Annotated in this window: 22 protein-coding genes; 6 read left to right on the forward strand and 16 right to left on the reverse strand. The window is 57.4% G+C overall.

Features of this window, described 5'->3' with window-relative positions; all coding sequences use genetic code 11:
- Positions 1-13 precede the first annotated feature (13 nt).
- Positions 14-448, reverse strand: a complete 435-nt coding sequence (locus tag ACWGXE_RS01115; RefSeq protein WP_447600613.1) for an NfeD family protein — start codon at positions 446-448, stop codon at positions 14-16.
- A 133-nt stretch (positions 449-581) separates the two neighbouring features.
- Here ACWGXE_RS01115 and ACWGXE_RS01120 point away from each other — a divergent pair, with 133 nt between their 5' ends.
- Both ACWGXE_RS01120 and ACWGXE_RS01125 read left to right on the forward strand, forming a co-directional pair.
- Entirely contained in the window at positions 582-1844 is a 1263-nt protein-coding gene (locus tag ACWGXE_RS01120; protein WP_447600615.1) for a TIGR02710 family CRISPR-associated CARF protein, read from the forward strand.
- Positions 1845-1850: 6 nt separating this feature from the next.
- On the forward strand, positions 1851-2249 hold the full coding sequence (locus ACWGXE_RS01125; RefSeq protein WP_447600617.1) for an acyl-CoA thioesterase: 399 nt from the start codon (positions 1851-1853) through the stop codon (positions 2247-2249).
- 126 nt (positions 2250-2375) lie between these two features.
- Here ACWGXE_RS01125 and ACWGXE_RS01130 read toward each other — a convergent pair whose 3' ends face one another.
- The 4 genes from ACWGXE_RS01130 to ACWGXE_RS01145 form a co-directional block, all read right to left on the reverse strand.
- Positions 2376-2624 carry a hypothetical protein gene (locus ACWGXE_RS01130; protein WP_447600619.1) on the reverse strand — a complete coding sequence of 83 codons (249 nt, stop codon included), beginning with the start codon at positions 2622-2624 and terminating at the stop codon, positions 2376-2378.
- Between the two features lie 262 nt (positions 2625-2886).
- Positions 2887-3153, reverse strand: coding sequence for a hypothetical protein (locus ACWGXE_RS01135; protein ID WP_447600621.1), 267 nt, complete (start codon positions 3151-3153; stop codon positions 2887-2889).
- 740 nt (positions 3154-3893) lie between these two features.
- Positions 3894-4730 (reverse strand): hypothetical protein, encoded by an 837-nt coding sequence (locus tag ACWGXE_RS01140; RefSeq protein WP_447600623.1) that lies wholly within the window; start codon positions 4728-4730, stop codon positions 3894-3896.
- On the reverse strand, positions 4696-5643 hold the full coding sequence (locus tag ACWGXE_RS01145; RefSeq protein WP_447600625.1) for a S8 family peptidase: 948 nt from the start codon (positions 5641-5643) through the stop codon (positions 4696-4698). Before ACWGXE_RS01145 ends, ACWGXE_RS01140 begins: the two co-directional genes overlap by 35 nt.
- A gap of 80 nt (positions 5644-5723) precedes the next feature.
- Between ACWGXE_RS01145 and ACWGXE_RS01150 the strand changes: the two genes are divergently transcribed.
- On the forward strand, positions 5724-5957 hold the full coding sequence (locus ACWGXE_RS01150) for a hypothetical protein (protein WP_447600627.1): 234 nt from the start codon (positions 5724-5726) through the stop codon (positions 5955-5957).
- On the opposite strand, the gene ACWGXE_RS01155 is transcribed toward ACWGXE_RS01150, so the two are convergent.
- Positions 5950-6450, reverse strand: a complete 501-nt coding sequence (locus ACWGXE_RS01155; protein WP_447600628.1) for a hypothetical protein — start codon at positions 6448-6450, stop codon at positions 5950-5952. The two genes, ACWGXE_RS01150 and ACWGXE_RS01155, sit on opposite strands and share 8 nt — an antisense overlap.
- A 335-nt stretch (positions 6451-6785) precedes the next feature.
- Here ACWGXE_RS01155 and ACWGXE_RS01160 point away from each other — a divergent pair, with 335 nt between their 5' ends.
- The gene (locus ACWGXE_RS01160) at positions 6786-7613 is read left to right on the forward strand and encodes an IS1 family transposase (RefSeq protein ID WP_447600630.1); all 828 of its coding nucleotides are present in this window, start codon (positions 6786-6788) and stop codon (positions 7611-7613) included.
- Between the two features lie 670 nt (positions 7614-8283).
- On the opposite strand, the gene ACWGXE_RS01165 is transcribed toward ACWGXE_RS01160, so the two are convergent.
- From ACWGXE_RS01165 to ACWGXE_RS01190, 6 genes are all read right to left on the reverse strand, one after another.
- Positions 8284-9246: a hypothetical protein gene (locus ACWGXE_RS01165; protein WP_447600632.1), complete on the reverse strand. Its 963-nt coding sequence runs from the start codon at positions 9244-9246 to the stop codon at positions 8284-8286.
- A gap of 485 nt (positions 9247-9731) precedes the next feature.
- Complete coding sequence (locus ACWGXE_RS01170; RefSeq protein WP_447600634.1) at positions 9732-11747, reverse strand: alpha amylase C-terminal domain-containing protein; 2016 nt, start codon at positions 11745-11747, stop codon at positions 9732-9734.
- A gap of 290 nt (positions 11748-12037) precedes the next feature.
- The gene (locus ACWGXE_RS01175; RefSeq protein WP_447600635.1) at positions 12038-12721 is read right to left on the reverse strand and encodes a class I SAM-dependent methyltransferase; all 684 of its coding nucleotides are present in this window, start codon (positions 12719-12721) and stop codon (positions 12038-12040) included.
- Between the two features lie 232 nt (positions 12722-12953).
- Positions 12954-13430, reverse strand: a complete 477-nt coding sequence (locus tag ACWGXE_RS01180) for a type 1 glutamine amidotransferase (protein ID WP_447600637.1) — start codon at positions 13428-13430, stop codon at positions 12954-12956.
- Positions 13431-13654: 224 nt separating this feature from the next.
- A complete protein-coding gene (locus ACWGXE_RS01185) occupies positions 13655-15034 on the reverse strand; it encodes an FAD-dependent oxidoreductase (RefSeq protein ID WP_447600639.1) in 1380 nt (459 codons plus the stop codon).
- A 60-nt stretch (positions 15035-15094) separates the two neighbouring features.
- Positions 15095-15415 carry a thermonuclease family protein gene (locus tag ACWGXE_RS01190; protein ID WP_447600641.1) on the reverse strand — a complete coding sequence of 107 codons (321 nt, stop codon included), beginning with the start codon at positions 15413-15415 and terminating at the stop codon, positions 15095-15097.
- Between the two features lie 856 nt (positions 15416-16271).
- On the opposite strand from ACWGXE_RS01190, the gene ACWGXE_RS01195 reads away from it, so the two are divergent.
- Positions 16272-16502, forward strand: a complete 231-nt coding sequence (locus ACWGXE_RS01195) for a hypothetical protein (RefSeq protein WP_447600643.1) — start codon at positions 16272-16274, stop codon at positions 16500-16502.
- Positions 16503-16640: 138 nt separating this feature from the next.
- On the opposite strand, the gene hemL is transcribed toward ACWGXE_RS01195, so the two are convergent.
- The 4 genes from hemL to ACWGXE_RS01215 form a co-directional block, all read right to left on the reverse strand.
- On the reverse strand, positions 16641-17924 hold the full coding sequence (gene hemL / locus ACWGXE_RS01200; RefSeq protein ID WP_447600645.1) for a glutamate-1-semialdehyde 2,1-aminomutase: 1284 nt from the start codon (positions 17922-17924) through the stop codon (positions 16641-16643).
- A 472-nt stretch (positions 17925-18396) separates the two neighbouring features.
- Positions 18397-18807, reverse strand: coding sequence for a YidB family protein (locus ACWGXE_RS01205; RefSeq protein ID WP_447600647.1), 411 nt, complete (start codon positions 18805-18807; stop codon positions 18397-18399).
- 14 nt (positions 18808-18821) lie between these two features.
- On the reverse strand, positions 18822-19358 hold the full coding sequence (locus tag ACWGXE_RS01210; protein ID WP_447600648.1) for a barstar family protein: 537 nt from the start codon (positions 19356-19358) through the stop codon (positions 18822-18824).
- A 9-nt stretch (positions 19359-19367) separates the two neighbouring features.
- Positions 19368-19826 carry a ribonuclease domain-containing protein gene (locus ACWGXE_RS01215; protein WP_447600649.1) on the reverse strand — a complete coding sequence of 153 codons (459 nt, stop codon included), beginning with the start codon at positions 19824-19826 and terminating at the stop codon, positions 19368-19370.
- A 543-nt stretch (positions 19827-20369) separates the two neighbouring features.
- On the opposite strand from ACWGXE_RS01215, the gene ACWGXE_RS01220 reads away from it, so the two are divergent.
- Complete coding sequence (locus ACWGXE_RS01220; RefSeq protein WP_447600650.1) at positions 20370-20711, forward strand: hypothetical protein; 342 nt, start codon at positions 20370-20372, stop codon at positions 20709-20711.
- The last annotated feature ends 38 nt before the right edge of the window (positions 20712-20749 follow it).

Raw genomic sequence — 20749 nt, forward strand, 5'->3', positions numbered from 1 at the left:
GCGCTGTCCTCCATTATTCTCGTTCGATCTGCAGGGTGAGGCCTTCAACCTGTATAACACGACCGCGTTGTCCTTTCGTCAATGGGACTGTACCGGTGTTCTTGACGTTCCACACCGTGCCCCGCAATTCCGCTTTCCCGTACGCGCCCGGCGCAAGATCTTCCTGAATCAAGGCCATCTCTCCAATCACCCCGTCCGCCACGTCTTCTTTCGGCTGCGTTACTTCGGTCAGGCGGCGGAGGGGATTGCGAAAGAGCAGCAAAGAGATGATTGAGAGAACGGAAAACAGAAGCCATTGAGCCCACTCGGCGGCCACGATGTGAAAGCCGGCCGCCGCGCCGACGACGAGCGCGGCCAAGCCGAAAAACAAAATATAGAATCCGCCCGGCGTCATGATTTCGATGCCAAGCAAGATGAGTCCCAAGAAGAGCCACAACCACCAGATCATTGCGCATGCTCCACGGTATGCCGTCCGATCCAAAAGTTGCTCGTAAAAGTCTAGGCGTCTTTGCGTAGATCGTCAAGGACAGGTCGCCGACCCGCATTGAAGTGCCGCCGAGCGGGTGCTATAGTCCGTCGATATGCCCGCCGATACGACAGTGAAAGCGCTGCTGCTCGCATTGACCGATGCTCCGGATCTGGCCGTGTATGTGATCAACCGGCTGAACCCGGAGTTGCTCTGCTTCTTCGCACCGGAAACCATGAAATACCATATCGAGCAGTCGGTGCAACCCAAGATCCAACAGATGCCCAAACGTTGGGACTGCATTGTGACTCCCAATGCCGCCGACGTCATCACCTGTCATCAAACGCTTTCCCGCACAATCCATGATCTCTTCCGGACGTGGGAGGTGCAATCGGGTGAGGTGGTGGTCGATTTGACCGGCGCGACACCGGCGATGGCGGCTGCGTTGGCTTCCACGACCCTTCCATGGACCTCGCGCCTGGTCACGCTCACCGATGTTCAGGTGGACCGTCAGGCGGACGACAGCGCCATTATCATCGAAGGACGGCAGAAGACCTGGCTCCAGGGCAACCCATGGGACGAAGCGGCCCAGTTTGCCAGACGCGAAGCGTGCGACTCCTTCAATCGCGGAGCGTTCCGCTCGGCGCGACTTCTATTCCACAATTTGGAAATGCGCGTCAGCGGCGGACAGAAACCACTGTATCGCGCTCTCGCTGATTTGTCCGACGGCTATGGTTTATGGGACCAACTGCAATATCGCCTCGCCTGGGAGAAGATAAAGGGGGCACTGAAGGCGCTCGACATGGCATCGTTGTGGGGCGGGCCTCCGGGGCTTAAGGCGTTGCTGCCGGCGATCAAGACGAACAGTGCATTCCTGGAAAAGCTCGTGCTGGATCCTGCGGAGGTCAAAGAGCTGGTCGGGCCGGACTTGCTGGCCCATGCTCATCGACGCGCGCAGACGCATCATGATGGCGAGGGGGCCATGGTGGTGCTCATACGGGCCCTGGAAGCATTGGCGCAGCGACAACTGTTCAAACAATATAGCGTCAAGACCTGGGATGTGCGGCCCGAGCAATTGCCGCAGGCCTTACAGGAAACCTGCCGGAGCTGTTATCTGGACGATGTGGACGGGAAGTATAAGCTACCATTGCAGAGCCAGTTCCGCGCGCTCGCCGGCTTAGGCGACCAGATGGGGCAGGTCTTCTTACGAGAGTGGCCGAAAATGAAGCCCTTGTTGGATGCGGCGAATCATGCCGTTCTTGGCCACGGATTTGAACCGATCAAGATGGAGCGATTCCACCAGCTCTACGATATCGTCCTGAAGTTGACCGGCGTGACGGAACCCTCGCTGCCGAAGTTTCCTATCCTCAGCCTCTAAGAGCCGATGCAGATTCGTATTTACTATGAAGACACCGATTGCGGCGGGGTCGTCTACTACGCCAATTATTTGAAATACTTTGAACGGGCGAGGACCCATTTTCTGGAGGAGCGCGGGCTGTCGGTCGTCGGCCTCATTGAACAGGGGACGCAGTTCTTGGTCGTCCATGCGGAGATCGATTATCGTTCACCGGGCCGGTATGGCGAGACCCTGGAGATCGAGACCAAGTTGTCGGAGATCGGACAAGCCTCGCTCACGTTCGGCCATGTGATCCGCGAACGAATCAGTCAACGGATCATCGTCGAGGGCTCGGCCAAGCTGGTCACGGTCGACGATCAACTGAAGGTGAAGCGGCTCGACCAGACTTTGGTTGCCGTGCTGCAAGCACCGCCGGCGAGGAGTTAATGGATAAATTAGGAACGTGGCTGGCCGTCGCCGGCGTGGTAATCGGCTTCATCGTGCTGGCGTGGCTGTTGTTTTCGGATAACAGCAGCGAGAAGAAAAAGAAGAAGCCGTGATCGGCTGCCGGCTTCACTCGCTGATCTCCACGTCGTAAAATTCCTTGGTCGGGTCATCGACTATCGAGAGCAGCGTGCAACGCTCCCGCAGTTTCTGGTTCGCGGGATCGTGCGGGATACCGCTGTAAGTGTTCTCCCAAGTTGAGATCGCCGCCCGCCGCTTGGACAAGTCGCCGATTATCCTGGGAAGGAATGCGTCGAGCACATCACCGTCCGGCGTCCCGTTATGGCTTCCGTGATGACTGACCTTGAGAAAATCCACCGGTTCATCTAATCCAACACCGCGACACGGCGCTGATCGGACCGTCGAGGAAGAAGTCTTCTTGCTCAATAACGTAAGGTTCAGTTGTCTCGATGTCTTTAAAATCCGTGACTTCAGGGTCTTTTACCATTACGGGAACTCTAACTCTTATCGTTGCTTACCTCTCTTTTCAGGACGATCGGTGTGCGAGGCCGGGCGCGTTGGATCTAGAGCTATCGGGCGGTGAAGTTGTCACGGCCTTCCCATAGGGTACCTGCCCGACTCACGCGGCCGCGATGGCCGAAGCCACGGCGTCGACGACCTGCGCGTTATGGACGTTTTCGTGGTCCCTGATGAAGTGAGTCGTGTTGAGGTTGTGTATTTGTCCGTTCGTCAGACTATGAGGTTTGTTCACATCGAGCAGCGATCCATCCACGGCCTCGGGAGTCTTCTGGGCGCCGTTCCGACCGATGCCGCCGTACTTGTCGTTCTTGTCGCCGATGCCGGCCGCAACCTGCCCGGCGAGCAGTGATGCGATGGGATAGGCCAAGCCGACGGCCTTGCCATTGTCCGTGCAGGTAATGATGGTCGGCCCCGAGACCGCCTGGCCGGTGAGTACGAGCCGGAATGCGCCGTCGCTTGCCCCTCTTGAGTGGGCTTCTTGGGACTCTGCTCATTGTCGATCGGCGGATTGGTATGCACGGCAGGCGCTGATGTTGCGCCGGCTGGAGAGGCGGACGGTTGGGTGGGTGGAGGCGCCGGCTGAGTACTTCCGTTCTCAGGTTTTGGTGACGCCATGCGCTTTCTTCTTCGTGACGTTGGTTTTTGATTGTCGTCCGGGCATACGACTGCTCCTCGAATGGGACGCGCGTACCCATGCCGGGAATCATACGACCCGACGTTTGCAAGCTCGAAAACGCTGAACCGGCCGGCATAATATCCGGGTCAGATGGTTAAGCAGGTCAACGGATCGACTGGTAGTGGCCAGTTTGCCATCAGAAGCACTGAAGTCTGTCATTCCCGCGGAAGCAGGAATTCAGTCAAGGCCCTTCTCCTTAAGCGTTTAACCTTGATCAAGGAGTGGATGCCAGCCTTCGCGGGCATGACGCAAAAGGAAAACTGACCCATTACCGAGCGACTGGATCATCGGATCGCACAGATAATGCGTGCATTCTTTCTCGATGAGCAGGGAGTCCTCGCTTGGACTTGTCTTCAATCTCTGGGCGAGGGTTCCACGTGGGCCTGTGAAGCGGTGCCACCGTCCGGCCACCTCCTCTAAGAGAGAACGCCCTAGACAGCGGCGTTCTGTCCGATCACCAACTGGTCGATCCAGCCTCCGAGCGAGGCCCAGCTGCTCCAACCGTTGTTCGGCGCGGTTTGCCAGATGTGCCACAAGGCCTTGTCGGCGCCACGCGCGAAGACTTCGATCCGCCCGTCGGCATTCTGTCCGGTGTCCACGAGATCGATCCAGCCGCCGAGCGAGGCCCAGCCGCCCCAGCCGGTGTTGGGCGCCGTTTGCCAGATATGCCAGAGAGCGTGATCTGACCCGATCACGAATACTTCGAGACGGCCGTCGGCATTGCGGCCAGCCACCGGCCTATCGACCCAACCGCCCATGGAAACCCACGTGCTCCAGCCGTTATTGGGTGCGGTTTGCCAGATGTGATAGAGGCTTCCGTTGGAACCGCGGGCGAAGATTTCGAGGCGACCGTCGGCATTCTGTCCGACGCAAAGCTGGTCGATCCAGCCGCCGAGCGACGCCCAGCCGCTCCAGCCGTTGTTGGGCGCCGTTTGCCAGATATGCCAGAGAGCATGATCTGAGCCGATCACGAACACTTCGAGACGGCCGTCGGCATTGCGGCCGACCACCGGCCTATCGACCCAACCGCCCAATGAGGCCCAGCCGCTCCAGCCATTGTTAGGGGCTGTTTGCCAGATATGCCAGAGTACTTTGTCGGAGCCTCGCGCAAAGATTTCGAGCCGTCCATCGGCGTTCTGCCCGACGCAGAGCCGATCGATCCAACCACCAAGAGACGCCCAGTTGCTCCATCCACTATTGGGCGCGACTTGCCACTTATGCCAGAGAGCTTGATCACTGCCGATGACAAAGACCTTCCAGCCGGCCATCCGCGTTACGAGTCACCACCGGCTGGTTCACCCAGCCGCCCAACGAGGCCCAGGTGCTCCAGCCGTTGTTGGGCGCGGTCTGCCACTTGTGCCAGAGTGCTTTGTCAGAACCTCGGGCAAAGACCTCCAGTCGTCCCCCCGTCCTCCGCAGCGCCTCGCGCACGGCTGCTTCGGCATTGAGGAAGGTGCCGACCGGTTTGCCGGGGGCCGTGACGACGGCCGTCCCGGTTGTATTCAGTATGGTTCGAATCTGTTCATGCGTCAGGTTGGGGTTCACATCCAACATCAATGCGACGGTGCCGGCCACTTTGGGAGTTGCCCCTGAGGTCCCGCCGAATCCGTTGCGGTAGGCATTGTCCGCGGTGTTATTGCACGTGAGATCGTGGGAGCTATCCCCGGGCGCGCAGACCACGACCGGCGCGCCGAAGTTGCTGAACGATGCGCGCCGATTTTCCGTGGCGTGATATTCCGTCGCTCCTACAAGGATCGATCCGGTCGGGGGAATCGGATTGCCCTGATCGTCGATGCCGGCGTCCCGATTGCCGTTCCCGGCGGCCACGCAGACCACCACTCCGTGCGCGATGGCCGTCCGGATCGCCGCATTGACCGACGGCACCATCTCGTAATTGCCGAATGAACCGGTTTGCACTTCCAGGATGATCACCTTGCGCATCCCGCCGCTGTCGGTCGTGCGCACCCAATCGATGGCCCGAGCCCACGCATTCCCCCCGAGAAACGGTCCTGGACCGCTGTCGGCCTGGACCGGCCAAATGGTCGCTTCATAGGCGATCCCAGCGATGCCCAAGTCGTTGTCCGCCCCGCCGGCCAAGCCGGTCACGCCGGTGCCGTGATACACGTAGCCGCCGGTGGAGACATTGGTACCGCCGTCGTAGGCGTTGTAGGCGTGAGTCAAGTCAAAGCGAGGCGCGGTAGTGGGTCAGTTTGAATTTCTCTGATCTTGCTTATGCTTAACCGGTCATGTATGCTCGGTACATGGCTAAAAAGAAAAAACCATCCACCGATATCAACGTCACCGCGTTTGAGATCCTACAGGCTGCAACCGGGCAATCGCCAGCCGAATTAGGAAACAAAAATCCCGCCGCAGTGGCTTTAGGCCGATTGGGCGGGCTGAAGGGCGGGAAGGCGAGAGCTAATAAGCTATCGAAGAAGCGAAGGGCAGAGATCGCGCTCAAGGCGGCTAAGGCTCGCTGGAAGCATCCTAGCTAGCCACTTGGCTTGGTAGGACATCCTTCTCTACTTCCTCGGCGGAAGGCTCCGGCTCCATCCCTAGATTGGCGTTCTTGGCACGCTTGAGCCCAGGCCCCCACGAGGAAAGCCCCCATTTGTCCTTAACCTTGGTGATCTCTGAAGAGACATCACGCGCCTTACTGTTAAGGATCGTCGAAACTGTCTTCCTGAAGTCCTGAGATTGGTGAACGATTCCGCCATCTTCCAGAGCCGTTACTATTTCAGCCGTGGTTTTTAGCTCACCCACAAGACGGAGATAATGTTCGGCGGCCTCTACCGCTCCCATCTTTGAAAAGGTATTAGATGCCAGCTTTTGACCGGAATGTGCCTTAACCATGCTTGTTCCTGCCGCATGGCCCTCAACTTCCCCAAACATCATCATCTTTATTCCGGCGATAGACGCTTCTATCGCGGCCTTTTTGGCCTCCAGGTCGGCTAGGACCGCTCTATAATCAATATGCTGAGCGCTCATGGTGATTGCCTCCAGTATAAGGACTATGCTATAGTCCTAAAACAAACGGTGGCGTAAGGGGGCGGGTTTCCCCGCCCCCATTGCCCTTGCAAGGGGCCTTAAACTAACATTTATGCCACCGCCTTTCAGTGGGGCGGCTTCGGGTTCCTGCCAGGGATAAGCCCGAAGTCGCCTTCTTGTTTTCTGACCCCCAATACTTACACCATTTCAACTGGGCGAGTCAAGTAGCAGTTGCGTGCCACTGGGCATAGCCCCATTCGTCCCCCAATGCGAATCACTTATTGACAATGCTTGAGCGTTCAAGTAATATGCGCTCCATCAGTACGGAGGACGCCATGAACAAGCTGAGCACAAAAGAGCGAGCCGCAATTATTGCCGCGCTGGTTGAGGGTAATAGCATCCGCGCTACATGCCGGATGACTGGGGCCGCGAAAGGAACCGTGCTCAAGCTGCTTGCGGATCTCGGGAAAGCCTGTGAGAAATATCAGGATGAGAGATTGAGAAATCTGCCCTGCAAGCGCGTTCAATGCGATGAGATTTGGTCATTCTGTTACGCGAAAGAAAAGAATGTTCCCGAGGAATTTAAGAACAAGTTGGGCTTCGGTGATGTTTGGACCTGGACGGCGATATGTGCGGATACCAAGCTGATTGCTTCATGGCTGGTTGGAGAACGAAATACAGCCTACGCCATGAAGTTCATTGATGACCTGGCCTCACGCCTTGCTCATCGCGTTCAACTCACGACAGACGGTCACAAGCCCTATTTGCGAGCCGTGGAAAATGCGTTTGGCAGTGAGATTGATTACGCGATGCTCGAAAAGCTGTATGCGGCTCCGTCTCAGGAAGGTGCGACCCGTTACAGTCCGGCGCAGTGCTGCGGCACCCGTACCCATAAAATCATGGGCAATCCCGAACCCGAACACGTCTCTACCAGCTACGCCGAACGGCAGAACCTGACCATGCGCATGAGCATGCGACGGTTTACCAGGCTAACCAATGCCTTCTCAAAGAAAGTGGATAATACGAGGGCTGCGGTAGCCCTACATTTCATGCACTACAACTTTTGCCGAGTGCATCAAACGCTACGGGTGACACCGGCCATGGAGGCGGGAATAGCGGATCATGTCTGGAATATTGAGGAAATCGCTCGGCTTTTAGACTAAAAGCTCATAGAATCAGAGGGCTTCCATTTGGCCTTTAAAAAGAGCTATACTTTCAGCAAGCCTCGATACAGTTCGGGGTTCTTCGCTTATCAAAATTATATGAAACCCTGTATCAAGCCGACTAATCTCGTACTTCGCTGTTATGCAGAGGAGGAAAAGGATGGTACTTGGTTTGCCATTTGCCTTGATTTAAACGTCTATGCGCGAGGAGATAATTTCTCGGAGGTTCGCTCAAAACTCAATCAGTTAATTCGTTCATATGTACGGGAGGCAGTTGAGAAGGATGCGGAATATGTTAGCGACTTACTCCCAAGACGTGCTCCGGTATATTTCTGGCTACGGTATGCGTTGATTGTAGCAATGGGCCATATTCACCGCCTAGCATCTCGACAAGAGTTTAAAGTTCCCGTCCCGCTGGTTCCTGCCTTCTAGTGCCATTCAAGCCACTGCCCTGCCGAGTAGTTTCCTGCGTACTTACCAAGCTTCAATTCACTAACTGCGGATGCGCGTCCGGCACCTCACATGAACAGTGGAAGCGGATAGTGAATGGTCGTATGTACAAGGTGACTGTAGATTGCCATCATGGGGTCGTGCGAGCACTAGACGTTAAGAGCATAATAGGGCAAGCCGGAATATCTAAGCGTGAATTTTGGGCACTCGTAGCGCAGTGCTAAATCTCGCCATTAAATTCAAACTGACCCACTACCCGAGGCGCGAGATCTTGGTGGGTCGTGCGATATCCCCAGTCAATGTCGGCGATCACGACTCCATTGCCTGACCCCATGCTCCAGGCCTGATTGATCCGGCAACGAAAGATGTACCACTGATTTTCCAGGCCGGTGGCAGGATTCAGCACGACCTGATCCGTCGTGCCAATAAGCGGCTCGTTCAACGGAGTCTGAGGCGGAATGGCCTTGGGCACGGCCACCGCGCGCTCGACTTCCGGCAACGCGGCCAGCTCATGAGCGATGCGTTGCGTGTCGGCCTCTGCTGGAAAATGTAAGGTGACGAAGTTGGCCAGATTGGGGACCGTGACCCCTTGCAGGTGCGCCGTCGTCTGCGCGGCATCTGCGCTTTGCGCGGAAATTTGAAAAGTGGACTCGGCCCGATCAAGTCGATATCGTTGCAGCACTTCGTAGAGCCCTGAGAGATTGGCACCCATATCACTCATAATCGCGGATGGCGCGTCGGCAGCGGCTGGAGCGACGTGAGGTTTGATGCCCTCTCGGAACTCCACCTCGACGAGTCCCGGTTCAAGAAACGCCGACGCGGGATTCGCGCTGGCATCAGACGGCGGGAAACGGCCAGCGTCCGATCCGCCTCCGCCCATGCCGCCGGTCGGCATCCCGCCCATATGTGAAGCCGGTTCCCCCATGCTGCCCATCGGCATGTCGGCGGCCGATGCCCCGGGTTCGCGCATATGGCCGGTCGGCATCTCGCGTCCCGAGCGAGTCGATTCGCTCATGCCGGGAGCCGGCATGCTGCCGGTCGAAGCCTGGCCGGCCGTGCCCGACAGCATCTCGTTTGGGAACCCGTCGCCCCCGGTTTCTTCCGGCGCCGCTCGTCGGCCGGGCATGTCTTTCTTTTCCATCCCTTTCATTTCTTTCCTTTCCGGATTTGGGTCCTTAGCCATATGCCGTTCTCCTTTGCTGAAGCGCTGAATGATGAAGTGGAGTGTGCGCTCTCCCGGGACACACGAAAGTTATGTGGTTACGCGGCGAGGTCGCGAGCGCCATCTTCAGACAGAGGCAGCAAGGTATGTGCCGATAAGCGGTTCAACCGCCTTTACTTAATTTTGGCCGAGATAGGAATGGAAGGATGTTCCAGAACGCGAGCGCCCGGAGGGCAACTGTATCTAAAAAGAAAGCGGGCTTTATCGAAAAAGATACGCTAATAGGCCACTCCATTTGAAACGGTTCAACGCACTCATGACCGATTGTGGTTTCGGCGGAACTCCAGTGGGAGGCCGCTCGAGCCGTAAGTGCCCCGAGCGTCAAGTGAGCTGCTGACGCCTTGTGTTATCTGGGCCTGATCAGTCGATGGAATTGAAGGAGGAGGCCGCTGATTACCGCCTCTTCAACGATGGTATCCGGCCTCGGCCTGCTAATCTCCATCCTGCTAATCACCATGGTCTCTGGCAAAAACCAGGATGCTATTGGCGGGAATGACGATGAAGGCCGAGGACGGCAATCCATGCCTGCCGTCCCCGCCCGCAAAGACCCCGCCCCGATTCCCTGCCGTCCAAGGATTGACCCAGTTTTCATACACGTCGCTGTTGAAAACTTCGAGCCAGGGGCCGGCTTGAGGAAATCCCACGTCGTAAGACCAGAACGTTGATTCGTTCAAACTGCAGATCACGACCACATCCCGGCCGGCTCCTTCGATCCAGCGATGAAAAGCGATGATTCTGTTGTCCTCATGGACATGAAAGACGTTGATGGATTCGCCCCGCAATGCCGGGTACCGCCGGCGAAGCCAGATCAATTCCTTCATAAACTGGAAGTAGTCTTTCATGGTCTTGTTTGAGGCAAGTCCCTCCCAGTAGATCAAATGTCCCGGATGTGCCTGTTCATTGTCGCTCCAAAACTTGTCCTCCAAGAATTCCTGCCCCATGAACAACATCGGTATGCCGGGTGCCGTCAGCAGAAAGCCCGCGGCAACCCGCGAGCGGCTGGTCGCGTACCAGGAATGCGGATTGTTGAAGTCGGCCAATTTCGGGATGCGGGGTTGTCGATCTCCATGCTCGACGTCAATGACATCGTGGCTCTCGATGTATTCCACCACCTGCCATCGAAACGGGAAGTTGAACACCCCGTGCTGCAGCCGATCCGCCAGTTCTCCGAGTTGAACGTGAGCGTTGCGGCCGCCTGCAGCTTGAGCGATCATGCGACGAAGAGTCTCGCGCAGGCCATCGTGCCAGGTGGCGTCGAATCCCAATCCTCGCGGGGGGGACACCACGCCCTTGAAGCGGTCGCCGAGCCAGAATTCCGCAACATGCACCTTCCGGCGATCAACTTCGCGCGCCTTGTCCGCCAGTCTCTGGGCGAAGAACCATCCGCCGTGTTGGTCAATGACCGTCACCTGATCGTAGCGGATCCCGTCGACCTTGTATTCCTCGAGGAAGAACCTGGCGTTGGTGATGAGAAAGCCCTGAACATCTCTCGTGGGATGGTTGTCTCCCCCTTCCCAAAATGCGAAGACCGGGCCCGTGTGCTCTTGATCCGTAAAGTAAAGGCTGTCGTTGGGATTACCGCGCGGCATTTCATCGAAGAACCATAACCCGCTGGTCTGGTCTTTCACCGCGCTGCCGGCATGGTTGTACACCACGTCAAACAGCACAGCCAGCCCGTAGAGATGGCAGACATCGATCAAGACTTTCAGTTGATTGATGGACGGCCGGACTTCGGCGAGCTGCAGCTCCCGGGCGCCGCGGCTGCGCAGGAGTCTGTTGACCTTCGTGAGATAATGAGCCAGCTCTGCGGCATCGGCCTCTCCATAATCCATTTCGGGCGAGAAGAGATCGATCCCATCGTACCCCCGGCTGATCGGACTCGCGAACTCATGGATCGGCAGCAGCTCGATCGCATTGATTCCCATGTTCCTCAGATGTTCCACGCGGTCCAACACATCCAGGTATTGGCCGCCTCGCGTCGAGCGCCGATCACGGTTTGCCTGGTCCACGGCGAAGAACGTGCCGATGTGCAGCTCGTAGATGATCAGATCATTGAATGCCGGGGGCCGAAACTCCCGCACTCGCCATTGATAACTGTTCGGATCGCGGACGATGCAGTTACAGGAGGGATATTGCAACGTGCCGGGGTGTGATTCGGGACTGGTCAATTCCCGCGCATACGGATCTCGCTTAAAGTTTTTTCGCGTCTGGTCGCCGACCACGTAAAAAAGATATTGGTCGCCGTCCTGAACCCCGCGGACAAAGCCGGCCCAGTAACCTCGATCATATTTCTTCAACAGCATGTCCGGATTCTCTTTGTCCCACATATCGGCCGTGCCGAATCGCCCGTTGAGGTAGACCGCCTGCGCTCGTGGCGCCCACACGCGAAAGGTGGCGCCATCCGCCACCAGGTTCGCTCCCATTTTGGTGTTCTGCGAGATGTGATCTTGTGTGACTTTCATAGAGTCCTCTTGAATGATGAAGTTTGAGCGGATGTGTCAGCAAAACATGTGCCCCTCGTGGGCTGAAGGGCTTGATCCTTAATCCAGGCCTGAATACTGAACACCGCTCCGGAAGCGAACTGTATCTGAAAAAGGAATCCGTGTTATCGAAAAGGATACGATTTGACCGCTACGGTGAGTCGGGGCCTGCACGGCGCACTGGTCTGGAGGAGCGGGTTGCTAGACCCCTTCGAGTTTAGAGCCGGAGGCCCAGTCGTGAAACGTCTCGGCAGGTCGCTTGTCTGTAAAGCCTATTGCAGCCCCGCAATCGCGAACAGCTGCCGCTGCTTGTTATAGATAGACCAACCCAACGCGGCCGCATGAAACAATGCCGGGGAGAGCCGCCACAGCAATTGCCGTTTCGGCGGCCAGGCGTGATTGATGACGCGCACTTCGTCTACTCGCAAGCCGCAGGAACTCAACAGATTGCCCAGCAACTGCGGCGTCCAGGTCTGGAGGTGCATGTGGACGTCGCCGGAACGATAGTGTCGATTCATACTTGCCCGCCAGTCATCCAGCGGAAGCAGCAAGAGCAGCCGGCTGTCCCGATTCCTTAATTTCTCCTTCAATTCCAGGACCGCCTGGCGCGGATGCGGCACATGCTCCAGCGCATGGCTGCTGATGACTTTGTCGAATGTGCCGGGGACCTCTTCGATCGACCCATGGATCTCGATGCCGAGTTGCCGCCCATTCTCGCGCGCATGCGGGTTCACTTCGACCCCGACTTTTCGTTTGGCATCGAGCACCTTCAGCAGAAATCCGCCCCCACATCCGAAGTCCAACACCTCATCGGTCGGAGAGATATACGGCCGCCACAGGTGCTTGTTGTACAGCGCCTGCGTCACGCCGTCCTCGCCTTGCCAGGCAAAATACCTGCGCCCCTTGTCGCCGAGGTAATGGCTGATGACACCGTAGCCGGGAGTCTTAGGTTCCATGCTTCTATGAATTCGCCGGGAAGGTGGCTGGATCTTTGGCGCTGCTACAACAATGAGCCGCACCGCAGTGTGTTGCCTACGGACCAATCTGCGGGATTCGAACGGTCTAGTCAAGGCACGATGCTGTCGGGCCGATTGCGTCGCTTGGAAAAGAGGAATTGCCCGGTGGGGCAGAAGGGGGGCAGATCACTTTGGCATGCCTGAATTGGTGGGACCTCCGGTGTCCGGATGATCACCCTGTCGTCCGGACAAGATGGTTGAGCAAGTCATTCATCAACGAATTAGCGGCCGCATAGGTTTCGGCGGGAACCGCGCGGATCTGGGCTTCTGACTGCACATACGGCCCCGGGAGCATCTCGTGCCGGGAATGTTCGATCAGCATGGCTGCGCCCTCCGGCGTCGTTTCGAGATGAAACTGGAGGCCGACGACGTTGCGGCCGAGCTGAAATCCTTCGTTGTAGCAGGCGGGACTGCCAGCGAGCCGAGTTGCCTCTTTAGGCAACTCGAACATTTCGCCGTGCCAGTGGAACACGGTGCATTCCGCCGGGAATTGAAAGCAGTGATCGGGCGCCTTCTCGGCTTGGATCGGAAGCCAGCCAATCTCTTTTAATGGGTTGGGGTAGACACGTGCGCCAAGGCTGCTCGCGATCAATTGAGCGCCAAGACAAATACCCAGCACCGGAATGCCACGGGTAATCGCATCACGCAAAAATTGTTTCTCCGCCTTGAGCCAAGGCAACCGACGTCTGAGCGCGATTCTATTGCCGCTATGCTGAGACTCGGATGAAGGGCAACCCTGCAGCCTTGTCAAAAAACCATTTACGCCAACATGCCTGCCATGTGTATGGACGTTGCCTTATTCTTTGCCATTGATCATGGGATGTTGACATATTCATAGCCCACCGCGATGGGAATTCACGAGACCTAAGCAAGTCAGGCGGCCACTCCCGCCTCGGACCGCATGGCGCACCAGGGCGAGCCTGTACCTCGCGGAGTCGATCGCGCGAGCACACGCCAGAGTATGTGCGGGGACATAAGTGAAACGGGCGGCGCAAATAGATTCAGAACATCGAAAAATTGTCGGCAGACGACCGGATCTTCCGAAGCGACCGCGTGGACGCGCTCCAAGTACCGGTTCACGAAACGGTAACCGGGCGGGCGCTTCCCTTCGACTTGCGGAAAACGAAGATCCTCGGCCGTAGCGATGAGCCAGGGGATGTCGATGATCCTTTTCGCCCGCCGATAGAACCGCGATGCCAGGTCGTCAAGACCATTCAGTAGGCTTTCCTCGAGTGCTACGGCTTCAAGCGCCGCCACCGACATGCCCTGCCCATAGATTGGGTTAAAATGGCATAGCGCGTCGCCCACGACGAGAAAGCCCTTCGGAAAAATCCGCATACCCTCATATAGCCGCCGTTGATAGGCGGGGAATCTATAGCTTGTGACCCGGCTCAGCGGTCGTGCCGTGCGTATGAGATCATGCACCGCTGAAACCGGCAGGCTCTCGGCGAACTTCAGCCATTCCTGCTCATCTGTCGGCGGATAGTCTCCCATCGTACCGACCAATGTGACGATCCACCGGTCGCCTTCAGCGGCAAGCACAGCGGCATACCTGGTGTCTTGAGGCGGAGTACCCGATACGACTCCTCCGGATGAGCCGAAGAACTCACCCGCTCGGCGCTCGCAGGTGCGGGTTGCGTATCCTACGTTGACTTTCAGGACAAGCGTCTCCGCTTGCTCGAAGCCCCACCGCTCCAGCCATCTGGCCGACCGTGACCCTTTCCCGGTGGCATCGACAACGAGATCTCCGGCCAGTTGCTCCTCGTCATTGCGATCCCGGCGTCGCACGATGAGTCCGGTTACTTGTCCGGCTCGTCCATCGAAGACTGGTGCTATCCCTTCGGCCCCCTCGAGAAAGATTACGTTCGGAAGTAATTTCACCCGTCGGCGAATGGCTGACTCCAAACCAGGTCGGCTCACAGTAATCCCGCGAAGGCCGCAATCAAAGCGCAACTTCCAATGCCCATACTGAAACCACAGAAAATTTCCCGTGACATCGCTGAAGGGAGCGCCGAGCCTGTTCAACTCCTCCATCATGCCCGGGAAATATCGATCCATCACTCGGTAGCCGCTGGCCAACAGCCCATGGGCATGCGCAGACTGCGGGACACCGGGGCGCGCCTCCGCCCCATCCGGCAACCGATCACGATCCACCACGATCACGCGAGTAAAATGCCCGCTCAGCGCGCGTGCCGCAAGCAATCCGCTGATGCTGGCTCCGAGCACGATGGCTGTTGAATAGCGGTTATTCACTGTGCGTTTCCGGGTTTGCCGGGGGTTAATGAGGGAGCGCCTGGTGACACGAGGCGTCGTTTACCCCCGTTTTGCGAATCCCTCCGCCGTCATGATGTCGGCGACGTTCCGGTCGCCGATGAAGACATCGGCCAGCATGCGGCCATAGACGTCCTGCCCGTGCGGGATGATATTGATATTGCCCTGACTCAGAAGCTCGGCGAGCCGCTGTTGCGCTTCAAGTCCACCAGACTCGGACAGTTCGGGGGCGTTCATGCCGCGCAAGCGAATCCGTTCGGTGCCGTATCGAATGGTGTCGCCGTCCACTGCCTGGACCTCCCAACTTTCAAAGTGTCGTGCCATGAGGCCAAGGCGGGTCAGCGCTCGACGAGGCAATTGCACCGATTGCCTTCGAATGCCTGCCGGCTTGAACTTCAAATGCCTTCCGTTCTTGAGTCTCGTGTATCGAGAACCTTGATGGCGGGGAGGACGATGAAATCCTCTGCTCCCGGGCCTCGGTTTGGTCTTATCGGGAGTCAATACTCTACAGCCTTCGCAATGAGGGGTAAGGGAGGAAAAAGTGGATCCGGACGGAACTGACGGAACATACGTGGGAAGGGATGAGATTGGCTCCGTTGGCTGCAGAGCTTCTGCCTGTGTGAAAAACGTCGGAATAATAAAACCAATCGCAATGAGGCACAGTATCCGATCCTTCATGCTGGTGACCCCGCAACATTTGGAAGCAGCACCATGGTGTTGAGCAGGTTGCATGCCATCGCACGTCGGCACGTGCTGTTCGGTCGCTATTCAGCCCCTTCTAGGGGTTTATCGCTTCTATCGCCTGTATTTTTGCGGGATGAGCGCAATCTCTATGAGATCGACAAAAACCGTCATCATTGCGATGTGTATCTATCCGGATACCATTCGATCCCAATTGGATACAGAGGTAGCCGGAGGCATCTCATGTCCGCTGGAGTATCGAGGCTCGGTGCACTCCGGTCCATACGAACGGGCGATGGCCGCTGATCCTACGAGCCGGGTGATTTGCACAAGGCCTCGCGCTCATGCCTTGACTTCCCGGAAACCTGCATGCTGAAATCGATTTTCTGGTCACAAGAGCGAATGGCTGATGGCAAGAAACCAAACCCAATGGCTCATGACAACCGATTATCCACACTACCTTTCGGATTCTATGTTTCATAGCTATTTGCTATCGGCTATCAGCCATCAGCTCTGAGCACTCACGGAGGAACTCATCATGGACATGTTTGGAAAGGTCGGATTGGTCGAGGTGCCGATTCTGATCGCTCCCGATCAAAAGGCTTGGATGGATAAAATGATCAAGGAAGGCCGGATTGCCGTCCCCCCAGGCGGAACGTTGGAAAAGGGCTCGCTCTATTCCATGTTCATTCGCATGCTGCTCCACAACGCGATGGAAGAGCAGAAGCGGCAGGAAGCGTTGGAAATGGATGACGAGGACGATGAATGAGATATGGCATCATGAAGTACGATTTCGTGATCTTGTGATTGCGCGAAGTTGAAAACTTCGCCAAATCGCCGAGTCACAGATGCTACTTCGGCGCAAGGCGCTTCACGAGCGCTGAGATTCGAGAACGATTGAGGGCTTCTACAGCTGCTTGAAGGCCGCATGGGCGGCTTCGATGGTACGGTCGATGTCGTCCGCGGTATGGGCGGTAGAAAGAAAGGCGGCTTCAAATTGCGAGGGGGCCAGGTAAACGCCGCTTTCGAGCATGGCATGAAAGAATTTCGCATAGGTCTGGGTCTCTGATTGTTTTGCGGTTTTCCAGTCCGTGACCGGCCCTTTGTGAAAAAATGAACACATCATTGAACCGACCCGTGTCTGGGTGAGGGGCAACCCGGCCTTGCGGGCGCCTTTGCCGATCCCGTCGCTCAGGGCGGCCGAACCCTCCTCCAACTTCCGGTACACTCCCGGAGCCTTCAACCGTTTCAAGGTTTCGATTCCGGCCGTCACGGCCAACGGGTTGCCGGACAATGTGCCTGCTTGATAGACCGAGCCTGACGGCGAAATCATCCGCATGATTTCTTTGTAGCCGCCATAGGCGCCGACCGGTAATCCACCACCGATGATTTTGCCGAGGACCGTCAGATCGGGCGTGATGCCGTAGAGCGTCTGAGCGCCGCCGTACTGCACGCGGAATCCCGAAATCACTTCATCAAAAATCAGCACGATGCCGCTCTCCTCCGTCAGCTTGCGGAGTTTCAGGAGAAACTCCGGCTCCGGCGGGATCACGCCCATGTTGCCGGCGATGGGTTCCACGATCAGGCAGGCAATCCGCTTGTAATGGGTGCGGATGAGCGCCTCCGCGGCGCGATAGTCATTATAGGGAGCGGTCAGGGTATGGCGCGTGAAATCTTCCGGTACGCCCGGTGAATCAGGAATGCCCAAGGTGGCGAGCCCCGATCCCGCTTTCGCGAGGAGGTAGTCGCTGTGGCCGTGATAACAGCCTTCAAACTTCAGGACTCCGTCGCGCTTGGTGAAGGCGCGCGCTACTCGAATGGCGCTCATGACGGCTTCTGTGCCGGAACTGACGAGCCGGACCATCTCCATCGATGGCAAAGCGTCCCGGATCATCAACGCCAGTTCCACTTCCAGTTCCGTCGGTGCGCCGTAACTCGTGCCCTGCGTGGCGGCCTGTTGAATAGCCTTGACGATCGGCGCGCAGGCATGGCCGAGGATCATCGGACCCCAGGACAGCACATAATCGATGTAACGATTGCCGTCCACATCATAGAGGTGCGAGCCCTTGGCCCGTTTGATGAACCGGGGATGGCCGCCGACGGAGCGGAAAGCCCGGACCGGACTATTGACTCCGCCGGGAATCACTTGCCGTGCCGCCTCAAAGAGCTGCTGCGATCGTTCGAGTTTCATTGGAGCGCGGCAACCTAGCATGCACCTTGTGTAGCGTCAAGACCGGAAAGACGGCCCCCCGCCGCGTCGCTTGCCTACATTTGTGACGAGAGGCCGGTGAATTGCCGGTTACCCTTAATGGAGACCATTGATTTGATTCATGACGGCCCGGACTTGCCCATGGCGCAAGTCTTGCCGGCGTAAATCCAAGCTCGTTGTCAAAGCGAATGAGGGATAAGTGAAAGTTATCTGCACGTGGTGTATCAGGGAAGGCATGCGGGGTTTTCTTCGAGAGAAGGCTCCGTTCGATGATCCAAGTGAAAACGCACGGCCTATGCGAGGCGCATTTTCAGCGACTCCGGTCGACAACGGCGCCGGCAGACACACTGAAGTGCGGTGCTTTCGCACACTGGCCCGGTGGATGTCGGCTCCGTTCATCCGAGACTTAGAGACCGCCCGCCGAAAACGGCAATGGAGCGCAGAATAGAGCGGCTCAGGCCGGCTTGCTTTTCAGAAGATTCAGTCCCTGCTCCAGAACCCCGCCGGCGGGAACTTTTCCGTCAGGCGTCAATTTGTCGATGAGCCCGGGAAGCAGGCTGGCCAGTTGGCTGCTTGCGGCGTCCGAACTCAGGCCGGCCTTGGAGGCCAACTGGCTGACGAGATCGGAACCCAGCCCCTGCTTGACTTGATCGGGAGAGATGGGAAGGTTCTGTCCAGTGCCGACCCATGAGTTGACGATGTCGGGGAGCCCGTTGCGTTGAAAGGATTGGATGAGACCTTCCAATCCGCCGATCTGGCTGTTCTTATCGAGCAAATTCAAAATCGCCTTCAGTAAAGGGCTGGCATTTCCGCCGCCCAACATCCCGCCCGCCGCTTGTCCCAATTGATCAAGTAAACCCATCATCGCCTCCTGGGTATTTAGCGGGTCTTCAGTCTGGAGGGCCCGCTTCGTTTTGAATCACCGGCTGGGTGGTCCGTCGCAAGCGCCGGAACCAGCCAGTTCTTCCGTCTGTGTTTGTGCTTTTCTGAGACCGCCAGCACCGTATGGAACGGAGTACCTTCGCCGGCGACCGCGCCGGATCGCTTGCTGCTCCAGGCTTCGCCGGCCTCGGAAAGGATCTCGATGAAGGTTTCGTAATCGTCTTCGTCGTCCAGTTTCGTGAGGACCTGATCTGCCTCGGTAACCATGATGACGTAGCCGCGAGCGGGCAACCAATCGAGGTCGGCCAGACACTCCTCCAGCGCGTCCCAGTTATGACCGAAGTAATCGGGAAACGAGAGGGCGCGCGCGAATTCCGCGAGCAGGCCTGATTTCGTTTTGCATTTGGCTCCGGAGACGATCCTCACCGCAAAATTCGCCGGCATGTGTTGGGCGAGGTCGAGCCTCCGGCCGTCCTGCACAATGAGGAGATGGGCCCAGGGTCTTTTGGTCGATTGTAATGCGGCAAAGCTCATGCCTCCGCCTCAGTTCATCGGGATGAATGTCCGGTAATGGTCATCCGTGTAATAGGCTTTTCCCGTTCGCCGCTCGACGACAATACGCTCCGCGTCACGATTCCTCCCGGCCCGCTTCGGGTTGACGTCATATTCTCGATACTCCCCGCGAGGGAGCCTCCGTTCACGATTCTGAAAGATTCGGCCGCCTACATAGCCGGGAGGCGGCTCACCGTGTCGATTCTGGATCGCCTTCAGAACGGCATGCGCCTTCGCGGGCGCCTGCGGCAATGCGGAGGGAACATGGGCCTCTGGCGGGCCGGTAATGCCGTCCGGTGCAAGGACCGGCGGAACGTCAGCCGCCGGCTCACCATCGATTGTTTGCGCTGGAAGAACGCGTTCAGCGCCGATCCCCGGGCCGACATCTACGCTCGCGACGAGCGAGACGAGGGAGAAGAGAACGATAAGGATGGACGCTCGCGATGTCATCGTAGCGGGATGAATAAATCGTCCGCCCGAGAAAACGGTAGCATGGGGCTCCGCTAAGGTCAAAACAAACCTTTTGGTTCCATTAGTCTTTGGCCTCACGCCGGCGCTCGCGTCTCCCGCCGTTATCCATTTCGATACACGAAGTCTCTATTACGATACAGAGGGCATCGCGGCAGCGCCTGATGAGTGAACGAGAGAAAGTTGCCTCCGGCTCGTAATTCCAGTCGGGATCAGGAGAAAGAATGCTGGCGTGAGCGGTACGCTTGCCGAGTGTTTGCGATGGCACCGGCGTTGCAGTGTGTCGGTGGCGGACTGACAAAAACAATCGGTGTGGGAAAAAGGAGAGCGCGATGCTTCATAACCGGCTGCCGAACGTACGGCAACGGGTTTGCTTCACGAGTCGGTTGGGCCGGGCAGCCGCTACCATCTCAGTCGGATGGAAGCCATGCAGATCATGAAGCCATGGCGCATCGAAAGGAATCTCTGCGACCGAAACTGAACCTGCTGAGAAGTATGTACAACCTCACGATCGGAGGTGCAGCCATGAAAGCTCTGAGTGTTATCACCCTCGCGGCATCCTTAGTGCTGATAGTGTTGACCAGCCCGCCGTACTCTCAACCGGATCAGGTGAATTTCGTCAACAATGATGGTCCGTCTTGGGTGAATCCCGACGGGGCTCATGGCCTCATTGTGAGCGCACTTGATGAGTCTTCGCGTAAGAGGCGGGAGCATGTATGGGTCAATCCCGACGGGGTCCGTGGAACCGATAACAGCCTTGTTGGACTATCACCGGCAAGAGACTATTCCTGGGTGAATCCGGATGGTTCGACCGGGCATTTGAGTCCGGCCCATGCCAATGCAAGCCGGTCGGAGATTGCCTTTTGAAGAGCCGGCGCAACCTTGCAAGGAGGGCTCGTTCGCCT

Source organism: Nitrospira sp. Nam80 (assembly GCF_965152575.1).

Excerpts from the sequence above, each read along its gene's own strand:
- ACWGXE_RS01115 (WP_447600613.1), bottom strand. The coding sequence starts at position 448 with ATGATCTGGTGGTTGTGGCTCTTCTTGGGACTCATCTTGCTTGGCATC.
- ACWGXE_RS01120 (WP_447600615.1), top strand. The coding sequence starts at position 582 with ATGCCCGCCGATACGACAGTGAAAGCGCTGCTGCTCGCATTGACCGAT.
- ACWGXE_RS01125 (WP_447600617.1), top strand. The coding sequence starts at position 1,851 with ATGCAGATTCGTATTTACTATGAAGACACCGATTGCGGCGGGGTCGTC.
- ACWGXE_RS01140 (WP_447600623.1), bottom strand. The coding sequence starts at position 4,730 with ATGGCCGGCTGGAAGGTCTTTGTCATCGGCAGTGATCAAGCTCTCTGG.
- ACWGXE_RS01150 (WP_447600627.1), top strand. The coding sequence starts at position 5,724 with ATGGCTAAAAAGAAAAAACCATCCACCGATATCAACGTCACCGCGTTT.
- ACWGXE_RS01155 (WP_447600628.1), bottom strand. The coding sequence starts at position 6,450 with ATGAGCGCTCAGCATATTGATTATAGAGCGGTCCTAGCCGACCTGGAG.
- ACWGXE_RS01160 (WP_447600630.1), top strand. The coding sequence starts at position 6,786 with ATGAACAAGCTGAGCACAAAAGAGCGAGCCGCAATTATTGCCGCGCTG.
- ACWGXE_RS01165 (WP_447600632.1), bottom strand. The coding sequence starts at position 9,246 with ATGGCTAAGGACCCAAATCCGGAAAGGAAAGAAATGAAAGGGATGGAA.
- ACWGXE_RS01170 (WP_447600634.1), bottom strand. The coding sequence starts at position 11,747 with ATGAAAGTCACACAAGATCACATCTCGCAGAACACCAAAATGGGAGCG.
- ACWGXE_RS01175 (WP_447600635.1), bottom strand. The coding sequence starts at position 12,721 with ATGGAACCTAAGACTCCCGGCTACGGTGTCATCAGCCATTACCTCGGC.
- ACWGXE_RS01195 (WP_447600643.1), top strand. The coding sequence starts at position 16,272 with ATGGACATGTTTGGAAAGGTCGGATTGGTCGAGGTGCCGATTCTGATC.
- hemL (WP_447600645.1), bottom strand. The coding sequence starts at position 17,924 with ATGAAACTCGAACGATCGCAGCAGCTCTTTGAGGCGGCACGGCAAGTG.
- ACWGXE_RS01205 (WP_447600647.1), bottom strand. The coding sequence starts at position 18,807 with ATGATGGGTTTACTTGATCAATTGGGACAAGCGGCGGGCGGGATGTTG.
- ACWGXE_RS01210 (WP_447600648.1), bottom strand. The coding sequence starts at position 19,358 with ATGAGCTTTGCCGCATTACAATCGACCAAAAGACCCTGGGCCCATCTC.
- ACWGXE_RS01215 (WP_447600649.1), bottom strand. The coding sequence starts at position 19,826 with ATGACATCGCGAGCGTCCATCCTTATCGTTCTCTTCTCCCTCGTCTCG.
- ACWGXE_RS01220 (WP_447600650.1), top strand. The coding sequence starts at position 20,370 with ATGAAAGCTCTGAGTGTTATCACCCTCGCGGCATCCTTAGTGCTGATA.